This is a genomic window from Chryseobacterium vaccae (assembly GCF_009602705.1).
Taxonomy (GTDB): domain Bacteria; phylum Bacteroidota; class Bacteroidia; order Flavobacteriales; family Weeksellaceae; genus Chryseobacterium; species Chryseobacterium vaccae.
The window spans coordinates 5015507-5031180 of the sequence record NZ_VSWH01000001.1 but is presented as its reverse complement, the minus strand read 5'-3'; the positions used below and the strand labels follow the sequence as shown (position 1 = coordinate 5031180).

20 protein-coding genes are annotated in these 15674 nt (G+C 37.1%); 16 read left to right on the top strand and 4 right to left on the bottom strand.

Features of this window, described 5'->3' with window-relative positions:
* Positions 1-6: 6 nt before the first annotated feature.
* Complete coding sequence (locus tag FW768_RS23035; RefSeq protein WP_153399623.1) at positions 7-516, top strand: ClbS/DfsB family four-helix bundle protein; 510 nt, start codon at positions 7-9, stop codon at positions 514-516.
* 147 nt (positions 517-663) lie between these two features.
* Here the strand turns inward: FW768_RS23035 and lysS are convergent, their stop codons facing one another.
* From lysS to FW768_RS23015, 4 genes are all read right to left on the bottom strand, one after another.
* Positions 664-2361, bottom strand: a complete 1698-nt coding sequence (gene lysS / locus FW768_RS23030; RefSeq protein ID WP_153399621.1) for a lysine--tRNA ligase — start codon at positions 2359-2361, stop codon at positions 664-666.
* A gap of 204 nt (positions 2362-2565) precedes the next feature.
* A complete protein-coding gene (gene rlmF / locus FW768_RS23025; protein WP_153399619.1) occupies positions 2566-3498 on the bottom strand; it encodes a 23S rRNA (adenine(1618)-N(6))-methyltransferase RlmF in 933 nt (310 codons plus the stop codon).
* Between the two features lie 3 nt (positions 3499-3501).
* Entirely contained in the window at positions 3502-3876 is a 375-nt protein-coding gene (locus FW768_RS23020) for a c-type cytochrome (protein ID WP_153399617.1), read from the bottom strand.
* Positions 3876-4097 carry a hypothetical protein gene (locus FW768_RS23015; protein WP_153399615.1) on the bottom strand — a complete coding sequence of 74 codons (222 nt, stop codon included), beginning with the start codon at positions 4095-4097 and terminating at the stop codon, positions 3876-3878. The genes FW768_RS23020 and FW768_RS23015 overlap by 1 nt, the downstream gene beginning before the upstream one ends.
* A 139-nt stretch (positions 4098-4236) precedes the next feature.
* Here FW768_RS23015 and FW768_RS23010 point away from each other — a divergent pair, with 139 nt between their 5' ends.
* The 15 genes from FW768_RS23010 to FW768_RS23880 all read left to right on the top strand — a co-directional run bounded on the left by FW768_RS23010 (position 4237) and on the right by FW768_RS23880 (position 15576).
* Positions 4237-4881, top strand: coding sequence for a hypothetical protein (locus tag FW768_RS23010; protein ID WP_153399613.1), 645 nt, complete (start codon positions 4237-4239; stop codon positions 4879-4881).
* 278 nt (positions 4882-5159) lie between these two features.
* Positions 5160-5633, top strand: a complete 474-nt coding sequence (locus tag FW768_RS23005) for a hypothetical protein (RefSeq protein ID WP_153399611.1) — start codon at positions 5160-5162, stop codon at positions 5631-5633.
* A gap of 242 nt (positions 5634-5875) precedes the next feature.
* The gene (locus FW768_RS23000; RefSeq protein ID WP_153399609.1) at positions 5876-7300 is read left to right on the top strand and encodes an anthranilate synthase component I family protein; all 1425 of its coding nucleotides are present in this window, start codon (positions 5876-5878) and stop codon (positions 7298-7300) included.
* A gap of 45 nt (positions 7301-7345) precedes the next feature.
* On the top strand, positions 7346-7945 hold the full coding sequence (locus tag FW768_RS22995; protein ID WP_153399607.1) for an anthranilate synthase component II: 600 nt from the start codon (positions 7346-7348) through the stop codon (positions 7943-7945).
* 42 nt (positions 7946-7987) lie between these two features.
* The gene (gene trpD / locus FW768_RS22990) at positions 7988-8977 is read left to right on the top strand and encodes an anthranilate phosphoribosyltransferase (protein ID WP_153400039.1); all 990 of its coding nucleotides are present in this window, start codon (positions 7988-7990) and stop codon (positions 8975-8977) included.
* 55 nt (positions 8978-9032) lie between these two features.
* Complete coding sequence (gene trpC / locus FW768_RS22985; protein WP_153399605.1) at positions 9033-9812, top strand: indole-3-glycerol phosphate synthase TrpC; 780 nt, start codon at positions 9033-9035, stop codon at positions 9810-9812.
* Between the two features lies 1 nt (position 9813).
* The gene (locus tag FW768_RS22980) at positions 9814-10506 is read left to right on the top strand and encodes a phosphoribosylanthranilate isomerase (RefSeq protein ID WP_394349968.1); all 693 of its coding nucleotides are present in this window, start codon (positions 9814-9816) and stop codon (positions 10504-10506) included.
* Between the two features lie 55 nt (positions 10507-10561).
* A complete protein-coding gene (gene tnpA, locus FW768_RS22975) occupies positions 10562-11014 on the top strand; it encodes an IS200/IS605 family transposase (protein WP_153399603.1) in 453 nt (150 codons plus the stop codon).
* 78 nt (positions 11015-11092) lie between these two features.
* Positions 11093-11629, top strand: a complete 537-nt coding sequence (locus FW768_RS22970; protein ID WP_153399602.1) for a hypothetical protein — start codon at positions 11093-11095, stop codon at positions 11627-11629.
* Positions 11601-12137 (top strand): hypothetical protein, encoded by a 537-nt coding sequence (locus FW768_RS22965; RefSeq protein ID WP_153399600.1) that lies wholly within the window; start codon positions 11601-11603, stop codon positions 12135-12137. The genes FW768_RS22970 and FW768_RS22965 overlap by 29 nt, the downstream gene beginning before the upstream one ends.
* 17 nt (positions 12138-12154) lie before the next feature.
* On the top strand, positions 12155-13345 hold the full coding sequence (trpB, locus tag FW768_RS22960) for a tryptophan synthase subunit beta (protein ID WP_153399598.1): 1191 nt from the start codon (positions 12155-12157) through the stop codon (positions 13343-13345).
* Positions 13338-13880 (top strand): DoxX family protein, encoded by a 543-nt coding sequence (locus FW768_RS22955; protein ID WP_153399596.1) that lies wholly within the window; start codon positions 13338-13340, stop codon positions 13878-13880. Before trpB ends, FW768_RS22955 begins: the two co-directional genes overlap by 8 nt.
* Positions 13877-14611: a tryptophan synthase subunit alpha gene (gene trpA / locus FW768_RS22950; protein ID WP_153399594.1), complete on the top strand. Its 735-nt coding sequence runs from the start codon at positions 13877-13879 to the stop codon at positions 14609-14611. The genes FW768_RS22955 and trpA overlap by 4 nt, the downstream gene beginning before the upstream one ends.
* Positions 14612-14689: 78 nt before the next feature.
* Complete coding sequence (gene lipB, locus FW768_RS22945; protein ID WP_153399592.1) at positions 14690-15418, top strand: lipoyl(octanoyl) transferase LipB; 729 nt, start codon at positions 14690-14692, stop codon at positions 15416-15418.
* A gap of 26 nt (positions 15419-15444) precedes the next feature.
* A complete protein-coding gene (locus FW768_RS23880) occupies positions 15445-15576 on the top strand; it encodes a hypothetical protein (protein ID WP_262885791.1) in 132 nt (43 codons plus the stop codon).
* Positions 15577-15674 lie beyond the last annotated feature (98 nt).

Genomic DNA, 15674 nt, shown 5'->3' with positions numbered 1-15674 from the left:
AAGAATATGATTCAATACGAAAATAAGACGGATCTGATTGATACCATAAAAAAGAATTACCTGCTTTATGATCAGGAATTCAACGATATCAAAGAAGAAGAAAAAGATCTGCTGAAACCGGGAGTTGATAAAACACCTGCTCAAAATATTTCCTATCAGCTGGGCTGGACTAGTCTTCTTTTACAATGGGAATCTGATGAGCAGAAAGGTATTGAAGTAAAAACTCCCACATCGGAATACAAATGGAATAATTTAAAAGGGTTATATGAATCTTTTTACGAAAAATACAGTTCTTACAGCCTGCAGCAGCAAAGAGATCTTCTGAGAAAACAAGTAGATGAGATTGTCCAATGGATAGAAAATCTTGATCATGAAACCTTATTTCTTCCGGAACAGAGAAAATGGGCAACCACTCCTGCAAAATGGCCAATTTGGAAATGGATCCATATTAACACTGCAGCTCCATTTAAGAATTTCAGGGCACAGCTTCGGAAATGGAAAAAAGAAAATCAATGAATTTTGAAGAGTATGATAACATCTTAAAGTTATTTTCCTTTTATTATTATCATGCAGAATATCAGAAACGATATGTAGCCGTTACTACATAAAAACGGGCTGCTTCAAATTTGAGGCAGCCCGTTTTATACTTCTTTAAAGTTATTTTTAAACCAGTTTCATCAAAAGATTTTCATCAATCTTTTCTACTTTCACCAGGTTATTTTTCGTTAAAGTTTTGGAAGCTTTATCCCATTTCTTTCCTGACAATTGGCTTCTGTCTTTCACTTCTGTCAAAGCCATTGGTTCTTCCTGAGAATTAAGGATTTCAAGAATTACTTTTTCATCTTCACCCAATTCAATCTGAGGAACCGTTTTTTCAGGTCTCATCTGAGGGAAGAACAATACTTCCTGGATGGATGCGTTATTGGTAAGGAACATGATCAATCTGTCCATACCTATTCCTAATCCTGAAGTTGGCGGCATACCGTATTCAAGGGCTCTTAAGAAGTCCTGATCAATGAACATTGCTTCATCATCTCCTCTTTCTGACAAAGCCATCTGTGCCTCAAAACGCTCTCTCTGATCAATTGGATCATTAAGCTCTGAATAGGCATTGGCAATTTCTTTTCCGCATACCATCAACTCAAAACGTTCCGTTAAGCCTTCTTTGCTTCTGTGTTTCTTAGTCAGTGGAGACATTTCAACCGGGTAATCTGTAATGAAAGTCGGTTGGATGAAGTTTCCTTCACATTTTTCGCCGAAGATCTCATCAATTAATTTTCCTTTACCCATTGTTTCGTTCACTTCGATACCGATAGACTTCGCGAAATCATATAATTCCTGCTCTGTTTTTCCTGTAATATCGAAACCTGTAAATTTCAGGATCGCTTCCGTCATGGAAACTCTTGGATATGGAGCTTTGAAATCAACATTATGCTCTCCAAACGTAGCTGTAGTAGTTCCATTTACCTGAATGGCACAGAACTCCAATAATTTCTCAGTGAAATCCATCATCCAGTTGTAGTCTTTATAAGCTACATAGATTTCCATTGCAGTAAACTCAGGGTTGTGGGTTCTGTCCATTCCTTCATTTCTGAAGTTTTTCGAGAACTCATAAACACCATCAAATCCTCCAACAATCAGTCTTTTTAGATATAATTCGTTAGCAATTCTTAAATATAATGGAATATCTAAAGCATTGTGATGCGTGATAAACGGTTTTGCAGCTGCTCCTCCTGGAATAGACTGCAAAATAGGTGTTTCCACTTCAAAATATCCTGCATCATTGAAGAATGTTCTCATAGCATTGAACAATTTTGTTCTTTTCACGAAAATTTCTTTCACCTGAGGATTTACCGTTAAATCTACATAACGCTGTCTGTATCTTAGTTCAGGATCTGTAAAGCCATCGTGTACTACTCCGTTATCATCAGTTCTCGGCTGAGGAAGCGGACGAAGTGACTTAGTAAGAAGCGTAAAGTTCTTTACTAAAACCGTCTTCTCTCCTACCTGAGTAGTAAACAAAGTACCTTCAATACCGATGATATCACCAATATCTAAAAGGTGCTTGTACACTTCGTTATATAATTCCTTATCTTCTCCCGAACAGATTTCGTCTCTGTTGAAGTAAACCTGAATCTTTCCTTTAGAATCCTGCAATTCTGCAAAAGAAGCCTTTCCCTGAATTCTGCGGGACATTAATCTACCAGCGATCTTCACCTGTTTATTTTCAGAAAAATCCTGTTTTATAGATTCTGTAGTATCTGTAATAGTATACTCATCCGCAGGGAACGCATTAATTCCCATTTCAGTAAGCTTGTTCAGCTTTTCTCTCCTAATGATTTCTTGTTCTGATAATTGCATTTCTTATTTTTCTAAAAGCGTACAAATTTAGGCATTTTTGAGTTGACCATCAATGTCTTTTATCAGAAATTTAGTAAATGACGGTGGTGAAGGAGAATTTTTATTGAGATGAGAGATAATAGACGGAGAGATGAGAGACTTTTGAAAATGTGAATGGGCAATGGTGAATCTGCTTTGCTGTGAATTTTTACATACAACAATTGACTATTGACATTTAAACCCCGCTCTGTCCTTCTCCGGAACAAATGTCCAGGCCAATATTCTGCTGACTTTTTGCCCCTGTGCCATATCGATAATTTTAAAATCAGCGGCTTTCACTTTTTTGATGAGCGTCATTAATTTATAAAGGTTATCGCCTTTTGAAACCAGGCATGTAAACCATAAAACCTGAGATGAATAAGAAGAACTCTCCTCAATCATTTTTGAGATAAAGGCCAGTTCACCGCCTTCACACCATAATTCGGACTGTTGTCCTCCAAAATTAAGCAGAGGCTTCCGGGATTTTGACTGTCCCAAGCCCTTTCTTTTTCTTACGCTTCCTTTTAACGCAGATTCTTCAGAATCATGAAAAGGAGGATTACACATCGAAAATATAAACCGCTCACCAGGCTCAACAATATTTTTGAATATATGATTGGAATCGGGTTGTTGCTTCACATGAATAAAAGATGATAAATCAGGATTCTGGTCCAAAATAAGCTGTGCATTTTTAAGTGAATCCTTATTAATATCCGTTCCGGTCATTGTCCATCCGTAAGACCTATAGGACAGCAAAGGATAAATCAGATTAGCTCCTGTTCCGATATCCAGTCCTTTTACTGAACTTCCTGTCGGAATTTCCGGATATTGTTCTGCCAGCAGATCAGCAATATAATGAATGTAATCTACCCGCCCGGGAATAGGAGGACATAGGTTAGTCTCCGGAATATCCCAGTCTTTGATATTATAAAAATGTAACAGTAAGGCTTTGTTCAGTAATTTTACAGCTTTAGGAATGCTAAAATTGATAGTTGCCGTATGGTAAGTATTTACAAAAACATAATGCTTCAGTTCCGGCACACAAGAAATAAGCTGCTCAAAATCATAAGGATCCCGATGCAGATTTCTTGTGTGCAGACTGGATTTTTCAGCGGCCATATTTTATTTTTTCTGGCTTAAAATATAGGCTACCATTTTTTTGGCATCTTCTTTAGAAACCTGTGGATGGGCAGCCATCGGAACGCCTCCCCAAACTCCGCTTCCGCCTTCTATAATCTTGGAAGCCAGAAGTTCAATATCCTTATCAGAATACTTTTCTGCGATCTCCTTATAAGAAGGTCCTATCATTCTTTCATTTACGGCATGGCATCCTGAACAGTCTAATGTCCCGATAATCTGTTCACCGGAAAGATCTGATTTTGCAGGCTCTGAAGCCGCAGTGGTTTCAGATGGTATACTTTCTACCGCCGTATTTTCTTTTTTAGAACAGGAAAGGATCAGAAATCCTGTAACTCCTGCCAAAAGTAATTTTTTCATTATTTTTTCGCTGTAGAATCTGTTTTAGCAGCTTCAGGAGCGGAAGTTGCAGGAGCAGCGGCTGGCGTTGCGGCTGGTTTAGCTGTAGAATCTGCAGCTACAGTTGGAGCATCAGGTTCTGGCAGCATGGTGTTGCTATCCTGTAATGTGTGATCAGGTTTTTTAGAACAGCTAACAGCCAATAAACCTCCGATAAATGCGATTGCTAATACTTTTTTCATTATTTTTTCTATAAAATTTAGACAAAAATATAAAAAATTAGCGTTTAAACTCATGACATATGTCCACATTCATGATATTTATACAGAAATTTAATGATTTTATAACGGCTATATCCGCAGATAATTTTAAATTTAAACTATGATTTTCATTTCTAAAATCCTGTTTTTCACCAGCCATCATGGTTTTTATACTGTGATCGTTCTTCTGCTGTTCTTTGGGTTGCTTTCATTTCTGACAAAAAAAGCATGGCTTCTTGCTCCGATTTTGCCGCTGGCTATTCTGAACGGCTTTGCCGGACAATACCTGAACGCTTGGTTTTTAAATCAATACGGAGTAGAAAGTATTGCTGTTATCACTTCAGATGTTGAGACCAATTCTACATTAAATGACATGTACATTCATGATTATGAAGCTATTGTAAAAAATCAGAACGGAAAATATACCCCCACATTCTTTTCTACCACAACGGCCTCTATTTATCCTATTGAAAATGCGATCAGAATTCCAGAGGTAGAAAAGCCATTCCCGGTAAAATATATTCCGGGCTATGAAAAAAATATTGTCATCCTGTATTATCAATCGGAAGCAGGAAAAAATCTGCTCAGATATGAAAAATTGGCTCCGGTGAATTCTGCAAGAATAAAATATGAAACAGACAGGACCAATAAAGAATTTATTCAAGAATATTCTGCCGCTTTGGAAGAGTATTTACAGTTATATGACGATCCTGAATACAGGAATAAACTTGAGGAATTAAAAAAAGAATCAAACAGCTCCAGATAGCAGTTTTGGAGCGTTAAAAGTCTGTTTAAATTCACTCAATACATCCATGATTATCAAATATTTTATCCTTTGATGAAATTCAATAAATCTTATTTAAAAATAATTCTAAATTTAGTCCAGAGTTTTTAATTATCATTTGAACTGAACCTGCCCTTTATCCCCTTTACAACCACTATCTATTGAAAACAGACTTTATAGAAAAAAAAACTATTTTGAAAATGATCTGGATTTGTTCCATTTCATGTTTCATCTTCTTTTTTATTGCGGTCAAGGCTTTTATGAACCAACAGATAACCCTTGATAATATTACTGAAATAAAAGGAATTTTAAAAGAAAATATTATAATTGAAAAAGGAAAAAGTGGAAGCGAAACTTTAGTTATCAGATTAAAAGAGTATCCGGAAATAAAGTTCGTGATTGGCAGTATTTCCATAGATCAAACTTATACTCACGAATTAATGTCCGAAAACAAGCAGTATGATACTCTTAGTTTCTTCATTGAAAGTAAAGAATTCAGGAGGAAGATTTTAAGATCAGAAAATGTTCCGTTTCCGGAAAATTATTTACGCAAAAACACCATAAGCATCGTTGAAATTCATAAGAACAACTTTCAGTATTTAACGGTGAATGATTACAATAACACCCATCAGAAAAACACGTATTTAATAATTGTCTTTTTGGGAGTCATGGGAGTTCTTATGCTGTTTGTCGGGATGAAAGGGGTACGATATTACCGGGCAAACTACCGGTAAAGTGTATTAAAGTTTTTTTATTTTTTTTATTTCTGTATCAAAAAAAATTTCTACATTTGTCCCATGTTAAATATCAACAACAATATGTGGTGGTGGCTTTCAAACTCTTCGTCGGGTCTGGAAGTATTGTCCTGTTGTTAATTTTACAATAGAAATAAGCAAAAACAATATAGAGGCTTTGACGGATTCCGTTGAAGCCTTTTTTTATGATTCAATCTCAATAAACAAACAAAAAACAGCAGATGTCTATTCAAAAAATTAAAATAAAAACCGTTTCGAAAAAAACATTGGGTGATCTTCATACCCCGATGAATATTTATCTTCAGATACGGGACCGTTTCCGTGATACCATCCTTCTGGAAAGCTCGGATTCTAAAAACATTGATAATAATTTTTCTTTTATTGCCATCAATGCCATAGCCGGAATAGAAGTTAAAAACCTCAGCGAATTTGAAGTCAAGCTTCCCGGTTCCGATCCCGTAAAACAATTTATCGGAGACCGGAATATTACAGAAATATTTGATGAATTTCGTACTACTTTCGAATGTGAAGCTTCCACAGATCCGGTTGAACAGACTGCCCAAAGCCTCTTCGGATATACCAGCTTTGAGGCTGTACAGTTTTTTGAGACCATCAGCCTGAAGCCGCAAAGCCCGGAAGTAGAAATTCCCATTCTGCGGTATAGATTATACCAATATGTTATTGCCATCAACCATTACAATGATGAAATGCATATCATTGAAAACCAGATCAGCGGTATAAAATCTGAAGTTTATCTGCTGGAAAATCTGATCAAAAACCAGAATACTCCGGTCTACCCTTTTGAAAAAACCGGTGATGAAACCTCTAATCTTACCGATGAAGAATATATAGAGCTGGTAAAAACAGCCCAGAAACACTGTATGAGAGGTGACGTATTTCAACTGGTGCTAAGCAGACGATTTGAACAGAAGTTTAAAGGTGATGAATTCAATGTATACCGTGCTTTAAGAAATATCAATCCCTCTCCATATCTTTTCTTTTTTGATTACGGAAATTACAAATTATTCGGCTCCAGCCCGGAAAGCCAGCTCATCATTAAAAACGGAAAGGCTATCATCCATCCTATTGCAGGAACTTTTAAAAGAACGGGAGATTTTGAAACTGATCTTCAATCCATTGAAGCATTAAAAAATGATCCTAAAGAAAATGCAGAACATACCATGCTGGTAGATCTTGCCAGAAACGACCTTGGCAAATTAGGTAAAAATGTAACTGTTACCAAACTGAAAGAGATCCAGCTTTTCTCTCACGTCATTCATATGGTAAGTGAAGTTACCGCCGATATTCAGGAAGACATCAATCCATTGGAAATGGTCTCCGCTACCTTTCCGCAGGGAACGTTAAGCGGTGCTCCAAAACATAAAGCCCTTCAGCTCATCAATCAGTATGAAAAGAATTCCCGTGGCTATTACGGGGGATGTATTGGAATGATCGGGCTCAACGGAGGCTGTAATCAGGCCATTATGATCCGTACTTTTCTAAGTAAAAACAATACCCTGTATTATCAAGCCGGAGCCGGGCTTGTGGCCAGATCAGTACCTGAAAATGAGCTGCAGGAAGTTAACAATAAATTAAATGCACTGAAAAAAGCAGTAGATAAAGCAGGCAAATTAGTGATCAATTAAAATGCAGTGTTCCAATTCATCTTCCAAACCATTAAAAATAAAAAAATGAACAATAATATAAGCTCTCAAATCCCAACTAAAGTTCTCGTTTTCGACAATTACGACAGCTTTACCTATAACCTTGTCCAGATTATCGAAAGAATTCTGAACCAAAAAGTAGATGTGGTAAGAAATGATGAAATTACTTTAGAAGAGATCGGAAAATATGACAAAATCATTCTTTCTCCGGGTCCCGGAATTCCTGAAGAAGCAGGGATTTTACTTGATCTTATCAGGGAATACGCACCCAGCAAAAGTATTTTAGGAGTATGCCTCGGGCAGCAGGCTATTGCTGAAGCTTTTGGAGGAAATCTGATCAATCTTTCTGAAATTTTTCACGGGGTAGCAACCTCTGCGGAACTGATAAAAGAAGATACCAAGCTTTTCAGAAATCTTTCCAGCGGGCTGGAAGTCGGAAGATACCACAGCTGGGCCGTTAATCCCGAAGGTTTTCCCGAAGAACTGGAAATCACAGCCGTAGATAAAGACGGAATGATCATGGCTCTTCAGCATAAAACCTATGACGTACACGGGGTGCAGTTTCACCCTGAAAGTATCTTAACTCCTGACGGGGAAGTTATTATCCGAAATTTCTTAAATGATTAAAGAATGACAAACTCTTCTTCAACAACCGTAAAAACTCCACAGATGAAAGAAATTCTTCAATACCTGTTCAATCATCATACCTTATCTAAATCTGAAGCAAAAGCTACGATGATTGAGATCGCTCAAAATAAATTCAATTCTGCGGAGGTTACCGCTTTTATCAGTGTATTTCTGATGAGGAACATCACTCTTAACGAATTGAAAGGCTTTAGAGAAGCTTTGCTGCAGATGGCTGTTCCCGTCAATCTTTACACCGATGATACAATGGATATTGTAGGAACCGGAGGCGATGGAAAAAACACAATCAACATATCAACCCTGGCAAGCTTTGTCGTTGCCGGAGCAGGACAAAAGGTAGCCAAACACGGAAATTACGGAGCATCTGCCACAACGGGATCATCCAACGTGATGGAGGAATTGGGATACCAGTTTAAAAATAATTCCGACCAGCTGAATGATGATCTGGAAAAAGCCAATATCTGCTTTCTTCATGCCCCGTATTTTCATCCTGCCCTACAGTCTGTGGGTGCTTTGAGAAAAGCTTTAGGACTAAGAACATTTTTTAATCTCTTAGGACCACTGGTAAACCCAGCAAAGCCTAAATATTCCGTGATCGGGGTTTATAATATGGAAATCGCAAGAATCTACCAGTATCTTCTTCAGAAAGAGAACCAGGAATTTATTCTTCTGCACGGACTGGACGGTTATGATGAAATAAGCCTTACCCAGGACAGTAAGATGATCACCCAAAATACTGAGGAAATTTATTCTGCGGAAGATTTAGGCTCCCAGCCTGTCACTCCGGAAAGTATAAAAGGAGGTGAACACCCAAAAGAATCGGCCCGGATTTTTAGAAATATCCTGGAAGGAAAAGGAACAGAATCCCAAAATTCAGTAGTCCTTGCCAATGCAGCCACTGCCCTTTACCACACCCATAAATTCGGAACATATGAAGAAAGTCTGCAGCTGGCCCGGGAGAGCCTGCACAGTGGAAAAGCATTGAGAAGCCTGGAATTATTGATCAACGGCTGATCATATACATTAAAAGTGAACTTATGATCTCTTTATACCTTATAAATAGAAAACCATGACGATCCTGGATACCATTATTGCGAGAAAAAAAGAAGAAGTTGCCGTTTCAAAAGCAGAAATTTCAACGGATCAATTGAAAGAATCGGCATTTTTCGGAAGAAAAAGCTTTTCTCTGAAAGAATCTGTACAAAATAAAAGCGGAATTATTGCTGAATTTAAAAGAAAATCACCTTCCAAAGGAACCATTAATGACCTGGTTTTACCATTGGAAGTAACAACAGCGTATCAAAATTTCGGAGCTTCCGGAATTTCAATTCTAACCGATAAAGATTTTTTCGGCGGCAGTTTTGATGATATTCTAAATGTTAGAAGCCAACTCAATATTCCAATCCTCAGAAAAGATTTTATGATTGATGAATATCAGTTTTATGAGGCAAAAAGTATGGGTGCTGATGCCGTTTTACTGATTGCCGCATGTCTTTCACCACAACAGGTTCAGGAATTCACAGAACTCTCCCATCAGCTTGATCTGGATGTATTACTGGAAATCCATACAGAAGAGGAACTTGGACATTTCAATCCAGACATCGACCTGGTTGGGATCAATAACAGAAATTTAAAGGATTTTAAGGTTGATCTTCAGCATTCTGTCCGTCTAAAAGACCAGCTTCCTAAAGATACGGTATCTGTTGCGGAAAGCGGAATTTACCGTATTGAAGATTTTCATTACTTAAAAGATAAAGGATTTGAAGGTTTTCTGATGGGAGAATATTTTATGAGAAATGCAAATCCGATGAAAGCGTTTGAAGAATTCAGTGTTGAAATTCGTAAGTAAGATGAGTATGCAATCTATTACCAGCAATATAAATACTAAACTGAAAGTCTGCGGTTTAACACAAGTTGATCAAATCAAAGAACTTATTTCGATGAAAGTTGATTTTCTGGGATTTATCTTTTATGAAAAATCGCCAAGATATGTTTTGAATCACCTGAAGCTGGAAGATATTTCCAACATCAGCCATTCAGGGAAAACAGGTGTTTTTGTGAATGAGGAAATAAATAAAATTGCAGACATTGCAGAAAAAGCAGGTCTTCACCTCATCCAGCTCCATGGAGACGAAAACGAAGATTTTACAAGTCAGTTAAAAGAAAAATTATCCTCTGAAACTAAAATTATAAAGGTGATAAGAGTGGGTGAAAATAATCACGAAACCAGAAATAAGATACAAAAGATATTGAATTCTCAAATCTCTGCCATCAGTTATATTCTTTTTGATACAGACAGCAGTGCATTCGGAGGGACGGGAAAACAGTTTGATTGGACTCTATTAAATGGACTGAAAATATCCCTTCCCTATTTCCTGAGCGGCGGCATTTCCGAAAATAATATTAACGATATCAATCATTTGCAGCAAAAACCATTTGCGGTAGATATTAATTCCAAATTTGAAACATCACCAGGCATTAAAGACCTGAATAAAATAAAAAAGATATTCCAAAACCAGTTCCGAAGGGACGACTTAACATAGAATCGGATGCAATCCGATTAAAATAACGAAACAAAAAACATAAAAACACAAAAAAATGCCCCAGTCATTAGTAAAAAATTATCTCCATATTGTTTTCAGTACAAAATATCGGGAAGATTTCATTGATGAAGCGATAGAAAAAGAATTGTTTTCCTACATTGCTGTATTATGTCATGATTTTGAAAGTCCGGCACTTCAGATTGGCGGAACGGGCGATCATATTCATATTTTGTGTTTGCTTTCAAGAAAAACAGCCTTGATGAAACTGGTTCAGGAAATTAAAGCGCATTCATCAAAATGGATCAAAACAAAAGGATCGAAATATGAAAATTTCTTCTGGCAGGATGGTTATGCTGCATTTTCGGTGAGCCGGAGTGAAATTAATAACATTATTAACTATATCAAAAATCAGCGTCTTCATCATCAGGAGCAGAAGTTTAAGGATGAACTTCTTGAAATACTGAAGAAACATGATATTGAATATGATGAAAAATATTTATGGGACTGAAAGAGGTTAGATGAAAATAGATTTTTTTGTCCCTAATTAAATTATTCCTTCGGGAACTCTAAAAAAACAACAAATAAAATGATGAATATCCATCAGTTAAAAAAAACATTTTACAAAACCCTGTTTCCGCCAAAGTTCGGGAATGAAAAAATACAGGCTCTATATAATTTTGTGTCCCAAAATGACAGGGATGTGGAATACTGGACCATAGACGGACCACTTCTTGAATTTATCAATATCATCAAAGGTTTTAATGAAAGTGATATTCAGTACTTTTTTGAACGGATCGGCTTGTGGAACAGCTATTATCTGGTGATTATTTCTGATAAATTTTTAGACAGCCATGTCAAAGCCAATGTTAAATATGATCTCGGGAAAATTTACGCTAAAGTTTTTCTGCTTTATGAAGATTCCGATCCGTATTTTTTAATTGATAACCTTGAAATTGCAGTCACCATGTATGATTCTAAAATAGATATGGCTACATGGATTGATCTGGCAAACAAAATTGAAATGCTTTATCACAAAAAACTGATCCCTGCACAGCAATATCAGTACAATCAGGATTTTATAAATAAGTTTATCCATGAATTACTTGATCAAAAAAACGAATGAATTAAGCAACCCGGAAATCGAGTATATCCTTAAACTCTGGGATATTTCTGAATGGATGACCATGAATACTTCAGATTTTCGGTTTTCTTTTAGAAATTCGGAGTTTCATTTTCTGGTGAATCAGCGTGATGAAATATTGGCTTTGAGCCGGCTCAATTTTGATTTCACTCTTGATATCTCTGGAAAACAGTATATTTTTGCTGAAATTGTAGGATTGGTTTCGGCACAGGAAAAGAAAGGATATGGCTCTATTCTGGTAAAATTTTTAAAAGAAAATACGGAACAGAGAAATCTGGAAGTCATAGGATTCTGTCTCAAAGAATTGCGCCCGTTCTATCAACAGTGTGATGTTGAAATTTTAAAGAATAAGGCCAAAAACATTATGGAAAATAACGGAACAGTATGCAACTCTTCTGAAGATGATGACATCCTGATCTTCCATCTGTCTGATGAAAGAAAAGAACTGCTGAAATCCCTCGGCCCTGAAAACAATGCCTATTTTAATTAATAAAAGAATAAAAAGAAATGAATTATAAAAACCCCGATGAACACGGATATTATGGAGAATTTGGAGGTGCTTTTATCCCTGAAATGCTTTATCCGAATGTAAAAGAGCTCCAGGAAAACTACCTTGAAATTATAGAATCTGAAGAATTTCAGAAAGAATATCAGGATCTGCTTAAAAACTATGTAGGCCGCGCTACTCCGCTTTATTTTTCTAAAAATTTAAGTGAAAAATACAATACTCAGATTTATCTTAAAAGAGAAGATCTTAACCATACAGGAGCTCATAAGATCAATAATGCTTTAGGACAGGTATTGCTCGCAAAACGTTTAGGAAAGACCAGAATTATTGCAGAAACAGGAGCCGGACAGCATGGTGTGGCTACTGCTACCGCCTGCGCTCTTCTTGGGATGAAGTGCATCGTTTACATGGGAGAAATCGATATTCAGAGACAGGCTCCCAACGTAGCAAGAATGAAAATGCTCGGAGCAGAAGTTGTTGCAGCTACTTCAGGTTCCAAAACACTCAAAGATGCCGTAAACGAAGCGTTAAGAGACTGGATCAACAATCCGGTCACCACCCATTATGTAATCGGAAGTGTAGTGGGCCCTCACCCTTTTCCTGATCTGGTAGCCAGATTTCAGAGCATTATTTCAAAAGAGATTAAGGAACAGCTTCTGGAGCAGACGGGAAAAGAAAATCCTGATTACGTTATTGCCTGTGTAGGCGGAGGAAGCAATGCTGCAGGGACTTTCTATCATTTTGTAGAAGAAAAGGACGTAAAAATTATTGCCGCAGAAGCCGGAGGTTACGGTATTGATTCCGGAAAATCTGCTGCAACCACTTTTCTGGGAACTTCAGGAGTTCTTCACGGAAGCAAAAGTCTTGTGATGCAGACGGAAGACGGGCAGGTAATTGAACCCCACTCGATTTCCGCAGGGCTTGATTACCCGGGAATTGGCCCTTTTCACGCCCATTTATTCAAAGAAAAAAGAGCCGAATTTTTCAGTATTAACGATGATGAAGCCCTAAAAGCGGCTTTTGAGCTGACAAGGCTGGAAGGAATTATCCCGGCGCTCGAAAGCGCCCATGCTCTTGCTGTTTTAGATAAAAAGAAATTCAAGGAAAATCATATCGTCGTTATCTGTCTGAGCGGACGAGGTGATAAAGACATGGAGACCTATCTTAAACATCTTAATAATAATGAATAAAAAATATTTAGTTGCCGTTCTGGAATGGTCTTTTGTACTCTTTACAGCATTTAATATGTGTATTTATGGAAGTGCAAAATATGTACAGTTCGGGAACATTTCCCAATATAAACGTCCGCTTTTTTCCTACGACGGAATGAGTTTAATGTGGGCATTCTATGCTTACTCCAAAAGCTACTCTACTATTTTGGGCCTATTTGAAATCCTCGGAGCATTGCTGTTATTAGTTCCGAAAACAAGAATAATAGGATGTATCGTTCTCTCAAGTATCCTCATTAATATCATCATGCAGGATTATTTTTATGGGGTTCACCGGGGTGCCATGGCCAACGCTGTATTTTACCAGCTTTTAGTGATTGGAGTGCTTTGGTTTAACAGGGAAAAAGTATTGCTCATGATTAAAAACGCAGCGATTGAATTCAGCATTCCGGGAAAAAAGAAAATCATAAGTATCTTATTAATTCTTGGGCTTTTTGTAGTATTGGCCGTTATTCAGGAAGCTTTAGGATCGTTATTAACCTTTTTAAAAATATGAAAAAACTAAACATATACTTTACAGCAGGAATTCCGCAACTGGAAGATACTGCAGACGTTATACAACTTATTCAGGATTCTGGGGCTGATATGATTGAAATAGGAATGCCTTACTCTGATCCCGTAGCAGACGGACCCATAATTCAGCAGGCTCATGAACTAGCTTTACAAAACGGAATGACCATTGAAAAGCTTTTCTCACAATTAAAAACGATTAAAGAGGAAATCAGGATTCCAGTAATTCTGATGGGATACATCAACCCGGTTTTAAGTTTTGGGTTTGAAAAATTCTGCCTTGAATGCTCAGAAAGTGGGGTTTCAGGATTAATCATTCCGGATCTTCCTCCTATTGAATTCGAAAAAAACTATCAGCAGATCTTAAAAAAATACAACCTCAACTTTACTTTCCTGGTTACTCCGGAAACTTCCGACGAGAGAATTCTGTATCTGGATTCCTTAAGTTCAGGATTCCTGTATGCAGTAAGTTCCTCATCTACAACAGGTAATGAGAATGCTGTTTTAAAGAATGAAAGCTATTTGACAAGGTTAGCCTCTCTTCCATTAAAAAATCCGGTAATGATCGGTTTTGGAATCAAATCGAAGGAAGATTTTGAAAATGTGACGGAAAAAGCAGACGGTGGTATTATAGGAACCGCATTTGTGAATATCCTGTTGCAGCATAAAGACTGGAAGAATGTTGCCATAGATTTTATCCATGCTGTAAAAGGGTAAAATTCACTAAATTTGTACGGTCAAAAAAGTGGTATGAAATCATGGTTTCATCCATTAAAATAAAACAGACATCAGTATATGAATACAAATCAGAATAAAGCAGTCGCATTTGAAGATCTGGGCATCAAAGAATATCAGCCCGCCTGGGATTACCAGGAAAGTCTGATGAAAAATATCATCGATACCAAAATTAAAAACCGCGACCTTCCTGCAGAACAGCATATTACTACGCCTAATCACCTCCTTTTTGTGGAACATCCTCACGTTTACACATTGGGCAAAAGCGGACATGAAGAAAATATGCTTGCCGGAATTGACAAGCTAAAAGAGATTGAAGCTACTTTTGTGAAAACCAACCGCGGTGGTGATATTACCTATCACGGCTATGGACAGATTGTAGGCTACCCGGTTCTGGATCTTGAAAATTTCTTTACGGATATTCATCTGTATATGAGAAATCTGGAAGAAGTAATCATCAGAACCATTGGTGACTACGGTCTTAAAGGAGAGCGTTCTCCGGGAGAAACAGGAGTATGGCTGGATGTAGGTAAACCTTATGCCAGAAAGATCTGCGCCATGGGAGTGAAAGCTTCCCGATGGGTTACCCTTCACGGTTTTGCCCTGAATGTAAATACAGATATGCGCTATTTTGAATATATTATTCCATGCGGTATCAAAGACAAGCAGGTAACTTCTTTAAAAAGAGAACTTGAAAGAGATCTGACACCAGAGGAAATGGAAGACGTAAAAGCCAAGATCAGAAAGCATTTTGCAGATGTTTTCCAGGCTGAGCTTCTTTACAAATAATTTATTAACAAAAATATATATTCCCTATGTATCATCACACTGATGCATGGGGAATTTTTTATTTAATAACCATAACGAAAACAGAGGGAGGACTTGAGAATGATGATATGGTAGACCAGTCCGGAACCTATTATCAGGATGTATTAAAAACAGTTTAAAGCACCGAAAGATGAGAAAATCATTTATATCACTGGTTTTCAAACCATACAACCCTCATTCAAAGCAAAAATATTTTGATTTTTATTTCAAAATAATT

Excerpts from the sequence above, each read along its gene's own strand:
- FW768_RS23035 (WP_153399623.1), top strand. The coding sequence starts at position 7 with ATGATTCAATACGAAAATAAGACGGATCTGATTGATACCATAAAAAAG.
- lysS (WP_153399621.1), bottom strand. The coding sequence starts at position 2,361 with ATGCAATTATCAGAACAAGAAATCATTAGGAGAGAAAAGCTGAACAAG.
- rlmF (WP_153399619.1), bottom strand. The coding sequence starts at position 3,498 with ATGGCCGCTGAAAAATCCAGTCTGCACACAAGAAATCTGCATCGGGAT.
- FW768_RS23020 (WP_153399617.1), bottom strand. The coding sequence starts at position 3,876 with ATGAAAAAATTACTTTTGGCAGGAGTTACAGGATTTCTGATCCTTTCC.
- FW768_RS23015 (WP_153399615.1), bottom strand. The coding sequence starts at position 4,097 with ATGAAAAAAGTATTAGCAATCGCATTTATCGGAGGTTTATTGGCTGTT.
- FW768_RS23010 (WP_153399613.1), top strand. The coding sequence starts at position 4,237 with ATGATTTTCATTTCTAAAATCCTGTTTTTCACCAGCCATCATGGTTTT.
- FW768_RS23005 (WP_153399611.1), top strand. The coding sequence starts at position 5,160 with ATGAACCAACAGATAACCCTTGATAATATTACTGAAATAAAAGGAATT.
- FW768_RS23000 (WP_153399609.1), top strand. The coding sequence starts at position 5,876 with ATGTCTATTCAAAAAATTAAAATAAAAACCGTTTCGAAAAAAACATTG.
- FW768_RS22995 (WP_153399607.1), top strand. The coding sequence starts at position 7,346 with ATGAACAATAATATAAGCTCTCAAATCCCAACTAAAGTTCTCGTTTTC.
- trpD (WP_153400039.1), top strand. The coding sequence starts at position 7,988 with ATGAAAGAAATTCTTCAATACCTGTTCAATCATCATACCTTATCTAAA.
- trpC (WP_153399605.1), top strand. The coding sequence starts at position 9,033 with ATGACGATCCTGGATACCATTATTGCGAGAAAAAAAGAAGAAGTTGCC.
- FW768_RS22980 (WP_394349968.1), top strand. The coding sequence starts at position 9,814 with ATGAGTATGCAATCTATTACCAGCAATATAAATACTAAACTGAAAGTC.
- tnpA (WP_153399603.1), top strand. The coding sequence starts at position 10,562 with ATGCCCCAGTCATTAGTAAAAAATTATCTCCATATTGTTTTCAGTACA.
- FW768_RS22970 (WP_153399602.1), top strand. The coding sequence starts at position 11,093 with ATGATGAATATCCATCAGTTAAAAAAAACATTTTACAAAACCCTGTTT.
- FW768_RS22965 (WP_153399600.1), top strand. The coding sequence starts at position 11,601 with ATGAATTACTTGATCAAAAAAACGAATGAATTAAGCAACCCGGAAATC.
- trpB (WP_153399598.1), top strand. The coding sequence starts at position 12,155 with ATGAATTATAAAAACCCCGATGAACACGGATATTATGGAGAATTTGGA.
- FW768_RS22955 (WP_153399596.1), top strand. The coding sequence starts at position 13,338 with ATGAATAAAAAATATTTAGTTGCCGTTCTGGAATGGTCTTTTGTACTC.
- trpA (WP_153399594.1), top strand. The coding sequence starts at position 13,877 with ATGAAAAAACTAAACATATACTTTACAGCAGGAATTCCGCAACTGGAA.
- lipB (WP_153399592.1), top strand. The coding sequence starts at position 14,690 with ATGAATACAAATCAGAATAAAGCAGTCGCATTTGAAGATCTGGGCATC.
- FW768_RS23880 (WP_262885791.1), top strand. The coding sequence starts at position 15,445 with ATGTATCATCACACTGATGCATGGGGAATTTTTTATTTAATAACCATA.